Raw genomic sequence first — 18,067 nt, 5'->3', positions numbered from 1 at the left:
CCTAGTTGCCGGCGCTTGCCATACGCCGGTTCTTCACGGCACCTTCCAGCCATCCCAATTCCATTTCCGGAACCGAAGACAACAGCAGGTCCGTATAGGCATCAAATGGCGGCTTGAGCACTTGCGATTTCGGGCCGTAGCGCACCACTTCGCCGCGATACATGACAGCGATGGAATCGGCGATCGACTTCACCGTAGCGAGATCGTGAGTGATGAAGAGATACGCCACGTTCTCGTCTTTCTGCAAATCCAGAAGCAGTTTCAAGATGCCGTCCGCCACGAGCGGATCGAGCGCACTGGTTACTTCGTCGCAGATGATGAGTTTGGGCTTCGCGGCCAGCGCTCGAGCGATGCAGACGCGCTGCTTCTGACCACCGGAAAGTTCGGCTGGGTACCGGTCGGCAAAGCCCTTACCCATTTCGATCTTCTCAAGGAGTTCGGCTATGCGGGCGTCGCGCTGCTTTCCCCTCATGCCAAAATAGAATTCCAGCGGGCGGCCAATGATTGTGCCGATCGTCTGGCGCGGGTTCATCGCCGTATCAGCCATCTGGTAAATCATCTGCAATTCGCGCAGATCGTTGCGCGTGCGATTTGCCAGACGTGGCGACAAGGTCCGCTTATCGAAGGTAATGCTCCCCTCCATTGGTGGCAGCAATCCGGTGATGGCGCGAGCGAGCGTGGATTTCCCCGAACCGGATTCACCAACAACGGCGAGCGTCTGGCCGAGGTGAATGTCCACCGACACATTCTTCAGTACCTTGACCAAACCGCCCCCATAGGCCGCCGTGACATTCTTCACTGAAAGGATCGGCGCATCTTCCGGATTATTCTCCTCATGCGGGATGTGGTGTACGGAAACCAGCTGTTTGGTATATGGCTCGCGTGGTTCCTTGATAATCTGGTGTGTATTGCCATATTCAACCTGCTTACCGTGCCGCAGGACGATGATGTCGTCGGCCACCTGTGCGACGACCGCAAGGTCATGGGTGATGTAGAGCGCCGCAACGTTCGTGTCGCGAATGGCGTCCTTGATCGAGGCGAGCACGTCAATTTGCGTGGTCACATCCAGCGCTGTCGTCGGCTCATCAAACACAATCAGGTCAGGTTCGGAACACAGTGCCATCGCGGTCATCGCGCGTTGCAGCTGGCCACCGGAGACCTGATGCGGATAGCGTTGACCAAATGTTTCCGGATTCGGTAGCCCGAGCTTCTTGAAGAGGCCAACAGCGCGTTTTTCCGCTTCCGCCTTGGTGCATATCTTGTGCAGGAGGGCGGCCTCAACGACTTGATCCATTAACTTGCGTGCGGGATTGAAGGCTGCTGCCGCCGACTGAGCGACGTAACATACTTCCCTTCCCCGTATCTGGCGGAGAAGATTTGGACCTCCCTTGAGAAGATCACGCCCGTTGAGCATCACCTCGCCGCCGGTAATCCTCACGCCGCCACGCCCGTAACACATGCTGGACAAGCCGATGGTTGATTTACCTGCCCCGGATTCGCCGATAAGCCCCAGGACCTTGCCGCGTTCTACCTTGACCGAAACGTTATCGACAATAACGACATTGCGCGGGGGCTCGCCGGGCGGATAGCTGGTCGCCTCTATTCGCAGATTGCGAATATCGAGCAGGAGGCCGGATCTGTCTACTGGACGTTTGGCCATTAGCCGCGCCCTCCCTTGAGGCTCGTAGTACGGTTCAGGATCCAGTCAGCCACCAGGTTGACGGAAATCGCGAGGATGGCGATAGCCGCCGCAGGAATGAGCGCTGCCGGAATGCCAAAGACGATACCTTCCTTGTTTTCCTTGACCATGCCGCCCCAATCCGCGTCAGGCGGTTGAACGCCAAGGCCAAGGAAGGAAAGCGCTGAAAGGAAAAGAACAGCGAAGATGAACCGCAGGCCAAGTTCGGCAATCAGCGGTGTCAATGCATTAGGAAGAATTTCGCGGAAAATGATCCAAATCTTGCCCTCGCCGCGGAGCTTTGCCGCCTCGACAAAGTCCATGACGTTGATATCGACGGCGACCGCCCGTGCCAGACGGTAGACGCGAGTAGCATCCAGCAGGCCCATGACCAATATCAGTGTGATGACATTGGCCGGAAGCACCGAAAGAACCACCAGCGCAAAGATCAGCGTCGGAATGGCCATGATCAAATCAACGAAGCGCGACATCAATTGATCGAACCAGCCACCGATGACCGCTGCGGCAAAGCCAAGCACGGAACCCAGAATGAAGGAGAGTGCCGTGGCCATCGCCGCGATGAAAATCGTGATCCGCGCCCCATAAATCATCCGGGACAACAGATCACGGCCGAGATTGTCAGTACCGAGCCAGTATTTGGCGGACATCGGCTCCCAGACATCGCCGACAGTTTCGCCAACCGAATAGGGCGCAACCCATGGAGCGAAAATCGCTGCGAACAGAAACACCGCAGTGATGATCAGGCCGATCCATGCGCTGATGGGAATAGTCTTAGCATTCAGCATTGGGCGGCCTCACTTCGGGTGTCTGAGGCGGGGATTGGAGACAATCGCCACGATGTCAGCAATGATATTGAGGCTGATATAGACAGCCGCGAAAACCAGCCCGCATGCCTGCACCACAGGAACATCGCGCTTGGCCACGTGATCGACCAGATACTGGCCCATTCCGGGATAGACAAAAATCACCTCGACCACCACCACGCCGACAATCAGGAAGGCCAGATTGAGCATAACGACGTTGACGATCGGTGCAATCGCATTGGGAAATGCATGCCGGGTGATGATTTGCAAAGGAGAAAGTCCTTTAAGCTCGGCCGTCTCGATGTAGGCCGACTGCATCACATTTAGAATTGCCGCGCGCGTCATACGCATCATATGCGCCAACACAACCAGGGTGAGCACCGTCACCGGCAAGGCAATCGCGCTTAAACGTTCGCCGAACGACATGCCGTCATAGACTGTCGAAACGCTGGGGAACCATTGCAACTGCACTGCCACGAAGTAAATCAGCAAGTACCCCGTGAAGAACTCCGGCAAGGATGTCGAGGCAAGTCCAAGGCCGGAAATCAACCTGTCCACAAAACCGTTGCGATAGCGCACTGCCAGCAGCCCCAGTCCGATCGCCAGCGGAATGGAGACGGCTGCTGCAGCAAAGGCGAGGAACAATGTGTTCCACAACCGTCCTTTCAGCGACGTGGCAATATCCTGACCGCTGGACAGAGCCGTCCCCAGATCTCCGGTCAAGATCCCGCCCAGCCAACGCAGATAGCGGATATAGGCCGGATCGTTCAGCCCCATGTCGCGCCGCAGGTTTTCAAGCGCCTGCGGCGTGGCCGACTGTCCGAGAATGGATTGCGCAACGTCTCCGGGCAAAATCTGCGTGCCAACAAATATCAGCACAGAGACCGCAAGGAGGAGAAGAAGGCCCATCGCAATGCGCTGGGCCACCAGTTTCAGGACAGGTGAACTCATCCGCCCGGACCGCTTAAGCGTTCAGCCAGCAGCGTGACAGCGCATAGCCGCCACTCATCTCCTGATTGCCGTCCGGTACCCAACCACCGACCTTGGCGCTGGTCGCATCGATGAAGTCATTGAACATCGGCACGATGACGCCGCCTTCATCGCGCACGATCACTGCCATGTCGCGATACATCTGCTTGCGCTTGGCTTCATCGAGTTCGGCACGTGCCGTGATCAGCAACTTGTCGAACTTTTCGTTGAAGAATTTCGTATCGTTCCAGTCTGCAGTCGAGAGATATGCGGTCGAGTACATTTGGTCCTGGGTCGGTCGTCCTCCCCAATATGATGTGGAGAACGGCTGCTTGTTCCATACCTCCGTGAAATAGCCATCGCCCGGCTCGCGCTTGACCTCGATCTGGATGCCGGCCTTTGCAGCGCTTTGCTGGTAAAGTTGTGCGGCATCAACAGCACCCGGGAATGCAACGTCGGATGTGCGCAACAGGACCGGACCGTCGTGACCGGATTTCTTGAAGTGGAAGGCAGCCTTGTCCGGATCATAGGTGCGCTGTTCAATGTCATCCGAGAACAGCGGATAGGCCTTGTTGATCGGGAAATCATTGCCGATAGAGCCATAGCCACGCAGGATCGTCTTGACCATTTCTTCTCGGTTCATGGCGTATTTCAACGCAAGACGCAGGTCATTGTTGTCGAACGGCGCGGTGTTGCAATGGGCAATGAACACATAGTGGCCCTTGCCCGCAACGTTCTGAATGGTAACTCCCGGAACGCGTTTGACGAGATCAACAATCTTCGGCTCAACGCGATTGATCATGTGTACCTGACCGGACTGCAGCGCAGCTGTACGGGCGGTGGAGTCATTGATGACGATGATTTCGATCTGGTCGGCATGCCCGCGCTTGTCGCCATTCCAGTAATTGGCGAACTTTTCACCGATATGCCGCACGCCCGGTTCTTCGGTCACAACCTTGTACGGTCCCGTACCGATACCTGCCGCCGGCTTGTCCTTGCCGCCATTCGGCTGGATCATCAAATGGTAGTCATCCATGAGGAAGGGCAGATCGGCGTTGGCTTCTTTCAATGTGAAAACAACGGTATCGCCGTCCTTCTTCACATTGGCGATACCGCCCATGATACCGAGAGCACCGGATTTCGAGTTCGCATCGGAATGGCGTTCCATCGTGGCGACGACGTCGTCCGGTGTCATCTCCTTGCCATCATGGAACTGAACACCCTTGCGGATCTTGAACGTCCAGACCTTGGCATCGTCCGAAGAACCCCACTCCTCAGCGAGCTTCGGCTCAAGCTTGCCATCGGGCTGGATTTCAACCAGTTGTTCACCCCATTGCCGGCCGAACTTGTAAGGAACCTGGCTTTGCCAGCTTGCCGGATCAAGGCTATCCGTGGAAGCACCGCCAGTCATACCTGCTTTGAGCGTGCCGCCTTTGACCGGGCCCTCCGCAAGCGCCGCGCTCGACAACAGGGAATTGGCGAAGACCGTGGTGACGCCGAGAGCAGCGGCACGGCCCAGAAAATCACGGCGTGACAGATGTCCACGTGCGACCTTGCGGCTTAGATAATCGAGTTCTTTTGACATACCCATTCCCCTATTGTTGGTTTGGACCGCCTCGCGTCCAATTCGGTTTTTGTGATAATGCGACGTGATACCCGTTAATTTCAACCCATTGATTTAGTAAATGATCCTCCAGCAGCCGATGCTGCATTCATATGCCCTGGCGTGCGATCGTTTCGGCGAAGTCCCGCTCAAACACCACATTGTCGTTCTCGTAGGCTTCGATGCGGCCGGTGAGATAGAAATTGTGCCTGTCGCAACGCATTGTCGTAAAAGTCTCGGTACGCGTTCGCCAATTGTCGCGTCCCGATACCTCGGTCCAGTGAGTCTCACCATAAGCGGAGAGCGGGTCATCGGGATGAATTTCCCAACGCTCACGCGCGATGCCGCCATGGATCAGCCCGTGATCCTTGTCGCGGGCTTCGCCGAAATCATCTTCGATCAACAGGGCGATCTTGCCACTGACCTGGTCGTGTTCGATGGACCGGCTGTTACTGCCGGCCCGCAGCGTCTCGATCTGCCAGGGGGACGCAGCTTCCGGCTCAGGAAAGGTCCATTCGTCGCCAGTTGCGGCCTCCCGCACGGGAACGCTGATCTGGCCGGACTGGAGGGTAAGGCTCACTTGCGCTGGCGACGGCCAGACCATTGGCCAATAGGATGACGACACTGCGACACGCAAAATGTGGCCTGCGGGTACTCTGTACGCGATGTCATCAAGCTTGAGACTCATGGTGACGGCCTCGCCCGGAACCAAGGGTTGAGCATTCTCGGAACCATGCCGATGGCAGAGATTGAGTACACCGTAGGTGATGCGTGTTGACGCCCCATCCGGATGCACGTCGCACAGGCGCACGGCGACCATCGCGACCGGTCTGTTGCTGGTCAACGTCAGCGTAATCTCAGGTGCGCCAACGATATCGATGGGCTGTTCCAGGGCCGTATCGTAGCAGGCTGACAGTGCATCATCATGGCGCTGATCGCCCGGCATCTCCGGACCAAGCCATATCGCGCAATATTCACCGCCCATCATGCCGCAATCCTGCGGCGAGGCCACCAAGTGAGAAAAACTGCCGGATGTTTTGCGGGAGAGCGATTTGTCAGGCTGCAGATGCCACACCTGGGTAGCGATGTTCGTTGACGGCCATTGTTCTTCCGCGATCCAATAGCCAGGACGTTCCGTGTACCAGCTCTTGGGGCGGACTGAGTCCATCAGGTATCCACGATAGGCCGGATCGTTTTCGACGCCCGTATCGATATCCTTGAGCCAGCGATCCCACCAGCGCAGTGCCTCCTGCAGGAAGCCGATGCGCGGCTCCGGCACTGCAAAGTGCGGATATTTGTGGACCCAGGGGCCGATGATTCCCTTGACTGGTGCTGTAATGCCCTGCATCAGCCGTGGCACGGCATTCTTGTAGGCATCGCCCCAGCCGCCGATGGCGAGCGTAGCTGCCTTGATTGCGGAAAAGTCCTCGCATACCGAGCCGTGCTTCCAATAATCATCCCGCGTCTGGTGCTTTAGCCACACAGCCGGAAGGAATGGCTCATTCTCGAGGCGGTCAAGCCACATTTTTCGCCACTTTTCGCCAACGTGGGCGGGATCCGGCGGTCGCGACGAATAGGCCAGCATGGTCGCGCCCCAGCCGAGATTTTCATTGAGCAGCAGCCCGCCCTTATAGTGAATGTCGTCGGCATAGCGGTCGTCGGTAGAGCAGAGGGTGATGATTGCCTTCAACGCTTCGGGCTGGAGTGCTGCGACCTGCAGTGAATTGAAGCCGCCCCAGGATATGCCCATCATGCCGACATTGCCGGTCGACCATGGTTGTGCGGCTATCCACTTGATTACCTCGCAGGCATCGGCGAGCTCCTGCTCGGAATACTCGTCTTCCATCAGGCCCTCGGAATCGCCGTTGCCGCGCATGTCGACGCGCAGGCAGGCATAACCGTGACCAGCAAAGTAAGGATGAGTGAGATTGTCCCGGGCCGTTGTGCCATCGCGTTTGCGATAGGGAAGGAATTCAAGAATGGCAGGAACCGGGTTTTCTTCGGCGTCTTCGGGCATCCAGACCCGCGCCGAAAGGCGGCAACCATCGGACAAGACTATGCCCATGTCGGCTTGCTCTGTGACCTTATGCTGAAAAGTTTCAACTGTCCGCATTATCACCTTTCGTCCCCACAACGGAGTTGAAAACAGATAATGCTCGCCGGCGGCACGCCAGGCGAAAACATGAATCCCATTTTCTCGTCTTTGCGAGGCGTTCCTTTTGCCCACACTATGCGCATCTGCTCAACGGCACGCATCAAACACTTGCGACATAAGTCGAACAATTTGCGCCACTGCACAAATCCTTTATCCGAGTTTCGACGGGATCAATCTTTCCAAGCGCCGGAACAGGTACACGATGATGCCCGTGATAACCACATAGCCCGCTGCAAGCAGCAGCAATGGCTCGTAAGTAAGGAAGGTGTCCTGCCGGACACGTGATGCTACCGAATAAAGATCCACGACGGTTATCGTCGCGACCAAGGGCGTCGATTTCAACTGAAGTACGGCTTCACCCGCCAGCGTGGGCAAGGCGCGGTGTATGGCTTGCGGCAACCAGATACGCCGGAAAATCGTAAACCGTCGCATTCCGAAAGCGCGCGCGGCCTCCAGCTGCCCTTTGGGGACACTGGCGAAGGCGCCGCGCATGACCTCGCCTTCATAACCGGCATAGGACAATGTCAGCGCCAGCACGGCGTACGGCCAGGCCTGTCGTAGATAGGGCCAAAGCTCCGAGCCGCGAATCCACGGATATTGCGGAAAGAGCGATCCGAGCCCGTAGTAGAGCAGCCAGAGTTGGACGAGTAGTGGCGTACCGCGAATGACTGTGCAGAACGCCCGCGCGGGAATGGCCAAAATGGCGGGACCGGCAGCCTGTGCCAGCCCCAAGGGAACCGCCAGCAGGAAGCCGAGGAACACTGTCACGCACAGAATCCAGATCGTCCGCCAAAGACCTTGCAGGATAAGATCACCATAGTTCGGCAGCCAGTCCCAGCGCATGAAGAAAATGGCGGAAGCCACAAGCGCCAGACCGATGAGAATGAGGACGATACGATGCGGCGGCAGCTTGCTCGTCTGTGCGCTCGGATCCTTTTCCTTGTGAATAGGGAAGGTCTCGACCGGAACTTCGATCTGGGTTTCGCTCATCAGCGCGCCTCCTTCACCGAAGGCATCCCGCGTCGCGCCCGTTTCTCAACCCATTCCAGGATGACACTGGAGAACAGCGTAATGAACAGATAGAGCGCGCCGGCTGCGAGGTAGAACGTCATATAGGCTTTTGTCGTCCCGGCAGCCTGGCGCGTTTCCAATGTCAGTTCGCTGAAGCCAACGACTGCCAGCAGCGCTGTGTCCTTCGTCGAAATGAGCCAGAGATTGGCAAGCCCGGGCAATGCGTGGGGCAACATCGCCGGCAGCGTGATGCGGCGCATCATCAGCACAGGCGACATGCCGTAGGCCCTCGCCGCTTCGATCTCGCCCTGCGGGATAGCTTTGATTGCGCCGCGCAGCACTTCCGTCGCATAGGCGCCCTGCACAAATCCCAGCACCACGATACCGGCGACGAGGCCGCTGATATCGACACGCTGATACCCCATCCCCTCTAGGATACGGTTGATCAGGTCCGTCCCCGCATAATAGAGCAGGATAATCATCACCAATTCCGGAATTGCCCGCACCAGCGTAGTATAGATTGCCGCCAGATCGCGTGCGATCGGGCCGCCATAGAGTTTCGCGTATGAGCCAAATGTTCCGATAATCAGGCCCATGCCGAACGCGCCGAAGGCAATCTGCAGCGACCGGATCAGCCCGCGCAAGAGATTGGCACCCCATCCTGGCGCAACAGGAGATAGAAGATCGAACATGCCGGTAATTGCGGCGGGGATAATCGATGCGTCGGCCAAGCCGTCCTCGATTCAGCGTCAAATGCAGGTTTCGAACAACGAAAAGGCCGGAGTTGGAAACCCAACGCCGGCCCAAACTCAATCAGCCGCCATACATGTCGATGGTGAAGTACTTCTTCGAGATTTCGTCATACTTCCCGTTGGCCCTGATTTCTTTGATCGCCGCGTTGAACTTTTCCTTCATCGCAGTGTCGCCCTTGCGTAGGCCAACGCCAACGCCAGGTCCAAGGATATCCAGATCATCGGCGACCTTGCCCTTGATGTCGCAGCAAGCCTTGCCTTCAGGCGTGGCAGCAAAGGTTTCCAGTGCCAGTCCATCGGCCTGGGTGGCGTCGATACGTCCGGCTGCCAGATCCTGATTGGCCTCATCCTGCGTCTGATATTCCTTGATCTCGGCCGCAGTGTCAGCGAAATGCTTCTTCGCGTAGGCCTGGTGCACGGTCGAAACCTGCACGCCAAGGATCTTGCCCTTCAGACCTTCGGGTGTCGCGTCCATCTTCTCGTCCTTGGAGCCGAGAATCAAGGTCGGGGTATTGTAGTACTTGTCCGAAAAATCGATCGTCTTCTCGCGTTCCGCGGTGATCGACATCGAAGCAGCAATAATGTCGATCTTCTTCGTCGTCAGCGCCGGAATGATGCCGTCCCACGAAACCGGCGTGATGACGCAATCGAGCTTGGCCGCTTCACACATTGCCATGGTGATGTCGATTTCCCAGCCCTGCCACTTGCCGGATGCATCTGGCGCCGCGAAAGGCGGATAGGGTTCGGCGGCAATGCCAACCTTGACCTGTTCGGCATTGGCTGCGCCAAGACCGGCAACCACAAGCACAACGGCTGCTACCGTCGTTTTCAGAAAAGACTTCATGTTCATCTCCATTGTTTCAACTGTTCCCCGGGGTTGGTCCCCGTATTACTTGATGTCTATCATGAAACAGTCCGGATAAACTGTTTCAAACGTTCAGATTTTGGCGATCCAAACAATTCTTCCGGCGACCCCTCTTCTTCGACGATACCATTGTGCAGGTACATCACGTGGCTCGCCACTTCGCGGGCAAACTTCATTTCATGAGTCACCAGGAGCATGGTGCGGCCTTCTTTGGCGAGGTCTGCGATGACCTTCAGCACCTCGCCGACAAGCTCGGGATCGAGCGCTGATGTCGGCTCGTCGAACAGCATGACACGGGGTTGGATGGCGAGCGCGCGTGCAATGGCGCCACGCTGCTGCTGGCCGCCAGAAAGATAGGCGGGATAGACGTCGCGTTTCGCTGACAGCCCGACGCGCTCCAGCAATTGTTCGCCGATAGTCATTGCCTCGTCGCGCTTCATACCAAGGACATGGACCGGAACCTCGATGACGTTCTGGATAAGCGTCATGTGCTGCCAGAGATTGAAATTCTGGAACACCATGCCGAGCCGGCTGCGGATCCGTTCGATCTGACGACGATTGGCGGGAATTTGGCCGCCTGCGCCATCACTGATCATCTTGATATCTTCGCCATTGATGCGGATGGCACCGCTGGTGGGATTTTCTAAGAAGTTGATGCATCGAAGGAAGGTCGACTTGCCGGAACCACTGCCGCCGATAAGCGCAACGACGTCACCGTCCTTCGCGGTCATGGATACGCCCTTGAGGACTTCGAGCGCTCCAAAGCGTTTGTGCAGGTTCCAGACGTGTATGGCTTCAGCCTGTTCGGTCGTTGCCGGTTGGAGAGGATCCGTCGAAACGGCGGCCACTTCCGTCGCCATCATTCCTGGATTCCATTCCGTGGTTGTCGTGCACGTTCGGTCATGACACCTTTGATCCGCCTCTTTTTCATTACAGGTCTATTTGCCTGAATTAGCCGCATCACACCACTTGCGCTCTAATTATGCAAGCGTATAAATACTGGCAGAAGCAATTTTTTGAGAGCACCCCACATGAGCGCATTCGGTTCCCAGTCCATGGCCCTTCCCCTGAAACGCGTCATCATGCGCATGCCGGACCGCGTCATGGCAGGTGCCGAACGCGATGTCTGGCACTACGGGCCGCAGTTCGATCCGCGCAAAGCATCGGACCAGCACCGCGTGTTTGCCGATCTCGTCGCGCAGTCCGGTGCCGACATTACCTGGATCAGGGATGGTAACGACGGATTGTCGGATTCGATCTTTACTCACGATCCGTCGCTCGTGACCGACCAAGGTGCTGTCCTGCTGCGCATGGGCAAAAACCTGCGCCTGGACGAACCCGATCTGCATGACGAAACCTATCGCCAGATGGATGTGCCTGTGCTCGGGCGCATTGAAGCGCCTGGAACCGTTGAAGGCGGCGACTGTGTCTGGGTCGACAGCAAAACGCTGGCCGTCGGCCGCGGTGTCCGTACCAACCAGGCAGGTATCGAACAGCTGTCAGAGATTCTCAAACCGCTCGGGATCACGGTTCTCGGTTTCGATTTGCCGCTATGGCACGGCGAAGAAGCCTGCCTGCACCTTATGTCGATCATTTCGCCGCTTGCGGAAGATCTCGCCCTGGTTCACCTGCCCCTTTTGCCGGCTGCCTTTTACCAGCTCTTGAAGGAGCGCGGCATTCGCCTTGTCGTGGCGCCCGAAGAAGAGTTCGCGGCGAGCAACGGCCTCAACCTCAATGTGCTGCCAACTGCGCCTTACGAAGTTATCGCGGTAGCAGGTTTTGAAAAGACCAAGGCAGCAATGGAAGCCGCCGGCTGCACCGTAACGACCTTCGAGGCCGATGCTCTGTGCATCGCCTGCGAGGGTGGCCCGACCTGCCTGACACGACCTGTCTGGCGCCAATGAAAACCCAGACCGTTACACGCAAGAGCTTTCGCCGCGAAGGTGAAGACAAACGCCGTGAGGATTTGATCGCGGCGACCCTGGAATGTGTGGCGGAGCGCGGTCTTGCGGGAGCGACCGTGCGTGAGATCGCATTGCGCGCGGACGTGACCGCGGGGCTTATCCGTTATTATTTTCCTACCAAGGACGACCTGATCGGTGCCGCCTATCGTGCAGTAATGAATCGCATGACGGTTCAAGCAAGCGACGCACTGCAAAATGCGCCCAACGATCCGCGGGCCCGTCTCTATGCATTCGTGACCGCCAATCTGGGTCAACCCATCATGGATCCCAACAATCTTTCCCTCTGGGCGGGGTTTATCGGACTGGTTCACGCCGATCCGGCAATGGCAGTGGCACATCGCGAAGGATATCTTGGTTTTCGCGATGAACTCGAGGCCCTGATCCGGGAAGCCCTGCTGGCTGTCGGCAAACCGGCGGAAGCAATCCATACCCGCCGTCACGCAATCGCCATCAATGCGATCATCGACGGCCTTTGGCTGGAAGGCTGCCTGGCGGGAGATATTTTCGCCGACGGGGAGTTGGCGGATACGGGCATTACCGCTATCGAAGCCGTGCTTGGAATTTCACTTAAAGCTGAAGGAGGCGCCCCATGATGCGCTTTGCGTCTGTTACCGATCGTCTGGCCGGCCTGGGCTCCGACAAATGGGCTGTCCATATCCGGGCGCGCGAAATGAAACGTGCCGGTCACGAAATCATCGAGCTGACGATTGGAGAGCCGGACATCCCGACTCCCGCGGACATGATAGATGTTGCCGAACGCGCCATGCGTTCCGGTAGGACGGGTTATTCGAACGGCCGCGGCGAGCCTGCCGTGCTGGCTGCCCTTTCCGCCAAATATACGGCCCGCACTGGCCGGCAGATCGATACGGACAACATCATGTGCTTTCCCGGCACGCAGACGGCGCTGTCGCTCGTCATGTTAGGCCTCGCTGAAGAAGGCGACGAGATCATCACCGGCGATCCGCTCTATGCGACATATGACGGCGTCGTCAGGGCGACTGGTGCGACACGCGTGTCCGTGCCGCTTCGTCCGGAAAAGGGCTTTCGCATGCAGGCGGCGGACCTTGAGAAAGTCATAACGCCGAAAGCCAGGGTGCTTCTGCTCAACACACCGCACAATCCAACCGGCGCCGTCCTCAGCGAACAGGAAGTCGCGGACATCGGCGAAGTTTGCCGCAAGCACAATCTCTGGATCGTTTCCGACGAAGTTTACGAGTTGTTGATCTTCGACGGCAAATTCGCCTCGCCGCTGGATCGCCCGGAACTGGCAGATCGTACCATCGCCGTCGCGTCTATTTCGAAGTCGCACGCGGCGCCCGGATTCCGCAGCGGCTGGTGCATCGGACCGAAGGAATTCACCGGGCGATTGCTGCCGCTGTCGGAATCCATGCTGTTTGGAGTGCAGCCGTTTATCGCCGACATGACAGCCTATGCGTTGGGCCAGCCCTCGGCCGCCGCCGCAACGATGCGCGGGAGCTACCTGAGCCGCGCGCAACGGATATCGGAACGGCTCGACGGCATTGCCGGCATTATCTCCAAGGTACCGCAGGCCGGCATGTTCATACTCGCTGATATCCGCGCAACCGGTCTCAGCGGCAATGACTTCGCCATGCGGCTGCTTGAAGAAGAACTCGTGGCGGTGATGCCGGGCGAATCCTTCGGCAAGAACCTTTCCGGTTATCTTCGCTTGAGCCTTAGCGTTGCTGATGACAAGATCGATGCGGCATGTGCCGGCATCGTTCGGCTTGCATCGCGACTGCAGCAACGGAAATCCGCATGACCACGGTTGGTGAAGCCCTCATCCACTTGCTTGAATCCTACGATGTCGATACGGTTTTCGGCATTCCTGGCGTTCATACGATCGAACTCTATCGTGGTCTTGCGGCCTCGAAGATCCGGCACATCACGCCGCGCCATGAACAGGGTGCGGGCTTCATGGCCGATGGTTATGCACGCGCCACCGGCAAGCCTGGTGTGGCCATCGTTATCACCGGTCCCGGCGTAACCAATACCATCACAGCGATGGGACAGGCACGCGCAGATTCCATACCTATGCTCGTCATATCCGGCGTCAACCAGCGTGAATCGCTGGGTAAGGGCATGGGATTCCTGCATGAGCTGCCTAACCAGCGCGCCATGCTGCAGACTGTTGCGATGTTCTCCCATCGCATCGAGAAGCCCGACGAGCTGCCCATCGTGCTCGCCAGAGCCTTTGCGCTTTTTGCCTCACGCCGTCCCGGTCCCGTCCATATCGAGATTCCGCTGGATGTGATGGCGCTGCCGCTGGATGGCGCGGAACGCCTGTCCTCCGATGCGCCGATCCCGCACGCTTCGGCCGAGACCATGGCCGAACTGACGCGCCTATGCCTCGGCGCCGAACGGCCGGTGATCCTGATCGGTGGCGGTGCCAAGGCTGCTGCCAGCGCCCTGCAGGCCCTTGCGGAAAAGCTCGATGCACCTGTCATCGCGACAACAAACGGGCGTGGCATCTTGCATGCCCATCCGCTTCTCGTTCCCGCCAGTCCCAGCCTTAATGCCGTGCGTGATTTGCTCGCCGCCAGCGATCTCGTGATCGCGATCGGTACCGAGATGGGCCCCACCGATTATGACATGTATGGCGATGGCGGTTTTCCCGAACTGAAGCGGTTTGTTCGCATCGATATCGACGCCGGACAGCTCGATCGCTGGCCTGCCTTCATGCCGATCGAGGCCTCGGCAAAGGAAACAGTCGAGACACTCGAGGCTGCACTGCCCGATCGCCGCAAAGCGGGTTCAGGGCAAGAACGCGCCAAGCAAACGCGCGATGCGGCCTGGTCAGAAGTCGGGTCTCGTACCCAGGGCCAGGTGCGATTCCTCAACACATTGCGCGATACGCTGCCGGGTTCGCTGATCGTTGGCGATTCGACCCAGACAATCTATTCCGGCAACATGTATTACGATCATGATCGCGTCGGCGGCTGGTTCAATGCGGCGACCGGCTTCGGGGCTCTCGGTTTTGGTCCTCCTGCCGCTATCGGTGCGGCGCTTGGCAAGCCGGAAACACCGACCATCTGCATCGTCGGCGATGGAGGCTTTCAGTTCGTGCTGGGTGAACTCGGCGCTGCTGTCGACGAGAATGTGCCGGTGATCTTCGTGGTCTGGAACAATCAGGGCTATCAGGAAATTGAGCGCGCCATGGTTGAGGTCAATATCAGTCCCATCGGGGTACGTCCCTCCGCGCCCGATTATCTGAAGATTGCCGAGGCTTATGGTGTCCCGTCGCAGCGGCTCGCCTACATCGCCGAATTGCCCGATGCCTTGCTGAAAGCCAAGTCGAGCGGAAAGCCATATCTGATTGAAATCGATGAGAAACTGGTTGGTTGATGGCTTGGCGCCATCAACCATTTTGATCTTTTACGGTCTGTGGATGGTCTTGACCTCAAGGAAATCCTCAAGCCCGAATTTTCCGCCTTCACGGCCATTGCCGGACTGCTTGTAGCCACCGAACGGGCTGCCATAGCGATGCGGTCCGCCATTGATATGGACCATCCCGGCCTTCAGCCTTGATGCCACGCGCTCGGCGCGCTCGGCATCGCCTGTCTGCACGTAAGCGGCAAGGCCGTACGGCGTATCGTTGGCGATCGCGATGGCTTCTTCCTCAGTGTCGAACGGGATAAGCGATAGAACCGGGCCGAATACTTCTTCCTTGGCGATGCGCATGTCATTCCTGACATCGGCAAAGATCGTCGGCTGCACGAAGTAACCTGTCTCGTAACCTTCCGGCTTGCCGGCGCCACCAACGAGAACCCGCGCACCCTCGGCAATCCCCGCTTCGATCAAATTCTGCACCCGGCCATATTGAATGTGGCTGACAAGCGGGCCGATGTGATCGCCCTCGTCCTCCGGATTGCCGACGCGCGCCTCTCGCCCGGCCGCCCCGGCAATCCTGACCGCCTTGTCATAGACAGAGCGCTGTATCAGCATGCGCGTCGGCGCGTCGCAAGACTGGCCGCTATTGTTGAAACATTCGAGCACGCTGCCCGCAACGCGGTCTTCAAGATCGGCATCCTCGAAGACAATGTTCGGTGATTTACCGCCGAGTTCCAGCGTGACCCGCTTAACCGTGTCCGCTGCGTCCTTGCTGACAGCGATTCCCGCGCGGGTCGAACCGGTAAAGGACATCATGTCGACATCCTTGTGCTTCGACAGCGCCGCGCCCGCAGTGATGCCATCGCCATTGACCAGATTGAATGTTCCAGCTGGGAAACCCGCTTCATCGACCATTTCCGCATAAAGCATCGCATTGAGCGGTGTAAACTCGCTCGGCTTCAACACGCAGGTGCTCCCCGTTGCCAGTGCCGGAATCACCTTCAAAGCAATTTGGTTGATTGGCCAGTTCCATGGCGTGATCAGGCCACAGACACCGATCGGTTCGCGCACGAGAATATCGCCATTGGGCAGTTCTTCACGTATATGCAGGTTCTTCAACGCATCGATGAACCCCTGCAGGTGACCGACGCCGACATCGGCCTGCTGCTGCATACTCATGGTGATTGGCGCACCAAGTTCCAGCGTGATCGTTCGCGCTACTTCGTCGTAGCGGCGCTTGTAGATTGCCAGCAGCCTTTCCAGCAGTGCCAGCCGCTCTTCGGCGGATGTCCGGCTATAGGTCTGATAGGCCTTCTTGGCAGCCGCTACGGCGCGGTCGATATCCGCGGCAGTTCCCATTGAAATAACAGCAATCGGCTGTTCCGTCGCCGGGTTGATCACTTCCAGGTCATTCGCCTGCAGAGGAGCTACCCACTCGCCATTGATGTAAAACCTACGCTTGTCGAGCATGAGAAGCCTCCAAATGAATTTTCATTGTCGGGCCATTCTGACCATCAATCGAGCGAACGCAAGTGCGTCCGTCCAACAGCACGGTGCGTGTCGCAGAGAACAAAAACTTTGACGCATCCGGGCTTCTTGCCAGCAATAGGCAAGGCTATCGTTGCAATTATGGTCCAATACTCTCCTTGCTGTTTTCCAACGGGCCGGGCGCATCAGAAGCGTTCGGTGCGGGCATGATTGGTATGACCCTCATCACCACAAATCACACAAAATCAACAATAGGGGTTCTCTGATGAAAGCATTACTTTTGAGCGGCGTCATGGCGTTTGCGCTGCTCGGCGCGGCAGGCGGCGCATCCGCAGCGGAATGCGGCAGCGTTACCATTGCCAGCATGAACTGGCAGTCGGCGGAGGTCCTCGCCAATCTCGACAAGATCATTCTCGAGTCCGGATATGGTTGCCAGGCGGAGATCATTCAGGGTGATACGATACCAACCCTCACCTCGATGACCGAAAAGGGTCAACCCGACATCGCCCCCGAAGGCTGGGTCGATTTCATGCGCGATATCATGGACAAGGCAGTTGCCGACGGCAAGCTCGTCTATGCCTCCAAGTCGCTCTCCGATGGCGGCGTTCAAGGATGGTGGATCCCGAAATATCTGGCGGATGCCCATCCGGACATCAAGACTATCGACGACGCGCTGAAACATCCGGAGTTGTTCCCGGCTCCAGAAGATTCGTCCAAAGGCGCAGTCTTCAACGGACCTGCAGGCTGGGGCGGCACGGTTGCGACCGCACAGTTCTTCAAGGCCTATGATGCCGAGAAGAAAGGCTTCACCCTCGTCGATACGGGCTCTGCCGCCGGTCTCGATGGTGCGCTGGCAAAAGCCTATGAGCGCAAGGAAGGCTGGGTCGGTTATTATTGGGAGCCGACTGCCATTCTCGGCAAATACCCGATGGTAAAGCTGGACCACGGCGCAAAATTCGATGCGGCTGAATGGAAGCGCTGCAACACCGTTGCCGATTGCCCGGACCCCAAGAAGAACGATTGGGAAATCGCTGAAGTCGATACGGTTGTCACCAAGAAGTTCAGCGAATCGGCAGGCCCGGCCATGGACTATCTGAAGGCCCGTTCATGGGACAACAAGACGGTCAACACTCTGCTCGCCTGGATGACCGACAATCAGGCGACAGGCGAGGACGGCGCCAAATACTTCCTCAAGAACCATGAGGATATCTGGACCAAGTGGGTCAGCGCCGAGGTAGCAGAAAAGGTCAAGGCTGCTGTCCAGTAAGCAGTAGCTTACCAAAAAGGAAGGGCAGCGCATTGTCGCTGCCCTTTTTATCTCTCCCCTTTGGGAGAGAGAGCGATTTCAGCATCCTAGCTCTTGCAAAGTGCTAGAAATCGCAAGTAAGGCACTTCGACCTCATCACAACT

The 18,067-nt window shown here is 57.7% G+C and carries 15 protein-coding genes; 5 read left to right on the top strand and 10 right to left on the bottom strand.

Going from position 1 to position 18,067, the window contains the following annotated elements; genetic code table 11:
- Position 1: 1 nt before the first annotated feature.
- The 9 genes from CU103_RS16470 to CU103_RS16430 form a co-directional block, all read right to left on the bottom strand.
- Positions 2 to 1,660: an ABC transporter ATP-binding protein gene (locus CU103_RS16470; protein WP_106665123.1), complete on the bottom strand. Its 1,659-nt coding sequence runs from the start codon at positions 1,658 to 1,660 to the stop codon at positions 2 to 4.
- Positions 1,660 to 2,484 (bottom strand): ABC transporter permease, encoded by an 825-nt coding sequence (locus tag CU103_RS16465; protein ID WP_106665122.1) that lies wholly within the window; start codon positions 2,482 to 2,484, stop codon positions 1,660 to 1,662. The genes CU103_RS16470 and CU103_RS16465 overlap by 1 nt, the downstream gene beginning before the upstream one ends.
- Before the next feature lie 9 nt (positions 2,485 to 2,493).
- Positions 2,494 to 3,453: an ABC transporter permease gene (locus CU103_RS16460; RefSeq protein WP_106665121.1), complete on the bottom strand. Its 960-nt coding sequence runs from the start codon at positions 3,451 to 3,453 to the stop codon at positions 2,494 to 2,496.
- 13 nt (positions 3,454 to 3,466) lie between these two features.
- Positions 3,467 to 5,056, bottom strand: coding sequence for an ABC transporter substrate-binding protein (locus CU103_RS16455; RefSeq protein WP_106665120.1), 1,590 nt, complete (start codon positions 5,054 to 5,056; stop codon positions 3,467 to 3,469).
- Positions 5,057 to 5,183: 127 nt separating this feature from the next.
- On the bottom strand, positions 5,184 to 7,187 hold the full coding sequence (locus CU103_RS16450) for a CocE/NonD family hydrolase (RefSeq protein ID WP_106665119.1): 2,004 nt from the start codon (positions 7,185 to 7,187) through the stop codon (positions 5,184 to 5,186).
- Between the two features lie 192 nt (positions 7,188 to 7,379).
- On the bottom strand, positions 7,380 to 8,219 hold the full coding sequence (locus tag CU103_RS16445; RefSeq protein WP_106665118.1) for an ABC transporter permease: 840 nt from the start codon (positions 8,217 to 8,219) through the stop codon (positions 7,380 to 7,382).
- Positions 8,219 to 8,932: an ABC transporter permease gene (locus CU103_RS16440; protein ID WP_106665258.1), complete on the bottom strand. Its 714-nt coding sequence runs from the start codon at positions 8,930 to 8,932 to the stop codon at positions 8,219 to 8,221. The genes CU103_RS16445 and CU103_RS16440 overlap by 1 nt, the downstream gene beginning before the upstream one ends.
- A 121-nt stretch (positions 8,933 to 9,053) precedes the next feature.
- On the bottom strand, positions 9,054 to 9,836 hold the full coding sequence (locus CU103_RS16435; protein WP_106665257.1) for a transporter substrate-binding domain-containing protein: 783 nt from the start codon (positions 9,834 to 9,836) through the stop codon (positions 9,054 to 9,056).
- A 59-nt stretch (positions 9,837 to 9,895) separates the two neighbouring features.
- Positions 9,896 to 10,717 (bottom strand): ABC transporter ATP-binding protein, encoded by an 822-nt coding sequence (locus CU103_RS16430; protein ID WP_106665256.1) that lies wholly within the window; start codon positions 10,715 to 10,717, stop codon positions 9,896 to 9,898.
- 171 nt (positions 10,718 to 10,888) lie between these two features.
- On the opposite strand from CU103_RS16430, the gene CU103_RS16425 reads away from it, so the two are divergent.
- The 4 genes from CU103_RS16425 to CU103_RS16410 are packed head-to-tail and all read left to right on the top strand — an operon-like array spanning position 10,889 to position 15,184.
- Complete coding sequence (locus tag CU103_RS16425; protein ID WP_106665117.1) at positions 10,889 to 11,761, top strand: dimethylarginine dimethylaminohydrolase family protein; 873 nt, start codon at positions 10,889 to 10,891, stop codon at positions 11,759 to 11,761.
- Positions 11,758 to 12,414, top strand: coding sequence for a TetR/AcrR family transcriptional regulator (locus tag CU103_RS16420; RefSeq protein WP_106665116.1), 657 nt, complete (start codon positions 11,758 to 11,760; stop codon positions 12,412 to 12,414). The genes CU103_RS16425 and CU103_RS16420 overlap by 4 nt, the downstream gene beginning before the upstream one ends.
- The gene (locus tag CU103_RS16415; protein WP_170117049.1) at positions 12,414 to 13,601 is read left to right on the top strand and encodes a pyridoxal phosphate-dependent aminotransferase; all 1,188 of its coding nucleotides are present in this window, start codon (positions 12,414 to 12,416) and stop codon (positions 13,599 to 13,601) included. The genes CU103_RS16420 and CU103_RS16415 overlap by 1 nt, the downstream gene beginning before the upstream one ends.
- Positions 13,598 to 15,184: a 5-guanidino-2-oxopentanoate decarboxylase gene (locus CU103_RS16410; protein WP_106665114.1), complete on the top strand. Its 1,587-nt coding sequence runs from the start codon at positions 13,598 to 13,600 to the stop codon at positions 15,182 to 15,184. Before CU103_RS16415 ends, CU103_RS16410 begins: the two co-directional genes overlap by 4 nt.
- Positions 15,185 to 15,214: 30 nt before the next feature.
- Here the strand turns inward: CU103_RS16410 and CU103_RS16405 are convergent, their stop codons facing one another.
- A complete protein-coding gene (locus tag CU103_RS16405) occupies positions 15,215 to 16,639 on the bottom strand; it encodes an aldehyde dehydrogenase family protein (protein ID WP_106665113.1) in 1,425 nt (474 codons plus the stop codon).
- A 283-nt stretch (positions 16,640 to 16,922) separates the two neighbouring features.
- On the opposite strand from CU103_RS16405, the gene CU103_RS16400 reads away from it, so the two are divergent.
- The gene (locus CU103_RS16400; RefSeq protein WP_106665112.1) at positions 16,923 to 17,924 is read left to right on the top strand and encodes an ABC transporter substrate-binding protein; all 1,002 of its coding nucleotides are present in this window, start codon (positions 16,923 to 16,925) and stop codon (positions 17,922 to 17,924) included.
- Positions 17,925 to 18,067: the final 143 nt, after the last annotated feature.

This window comes from Phyllobacterium sophorae (assembly GCF_003010965.1).
GTDB classification, from domain to species: Bacteria; Pseudomonadota; Alphaproteobacteria; order Rhizobiales; family Rhizobiaceae; genus Phyllobacterium; species Phyllobacterium sophorae.
Note: the sequence above shows the minus strand (reverse complement) of the source record. Positions and strands in the feature narration are given on the sequence as shown.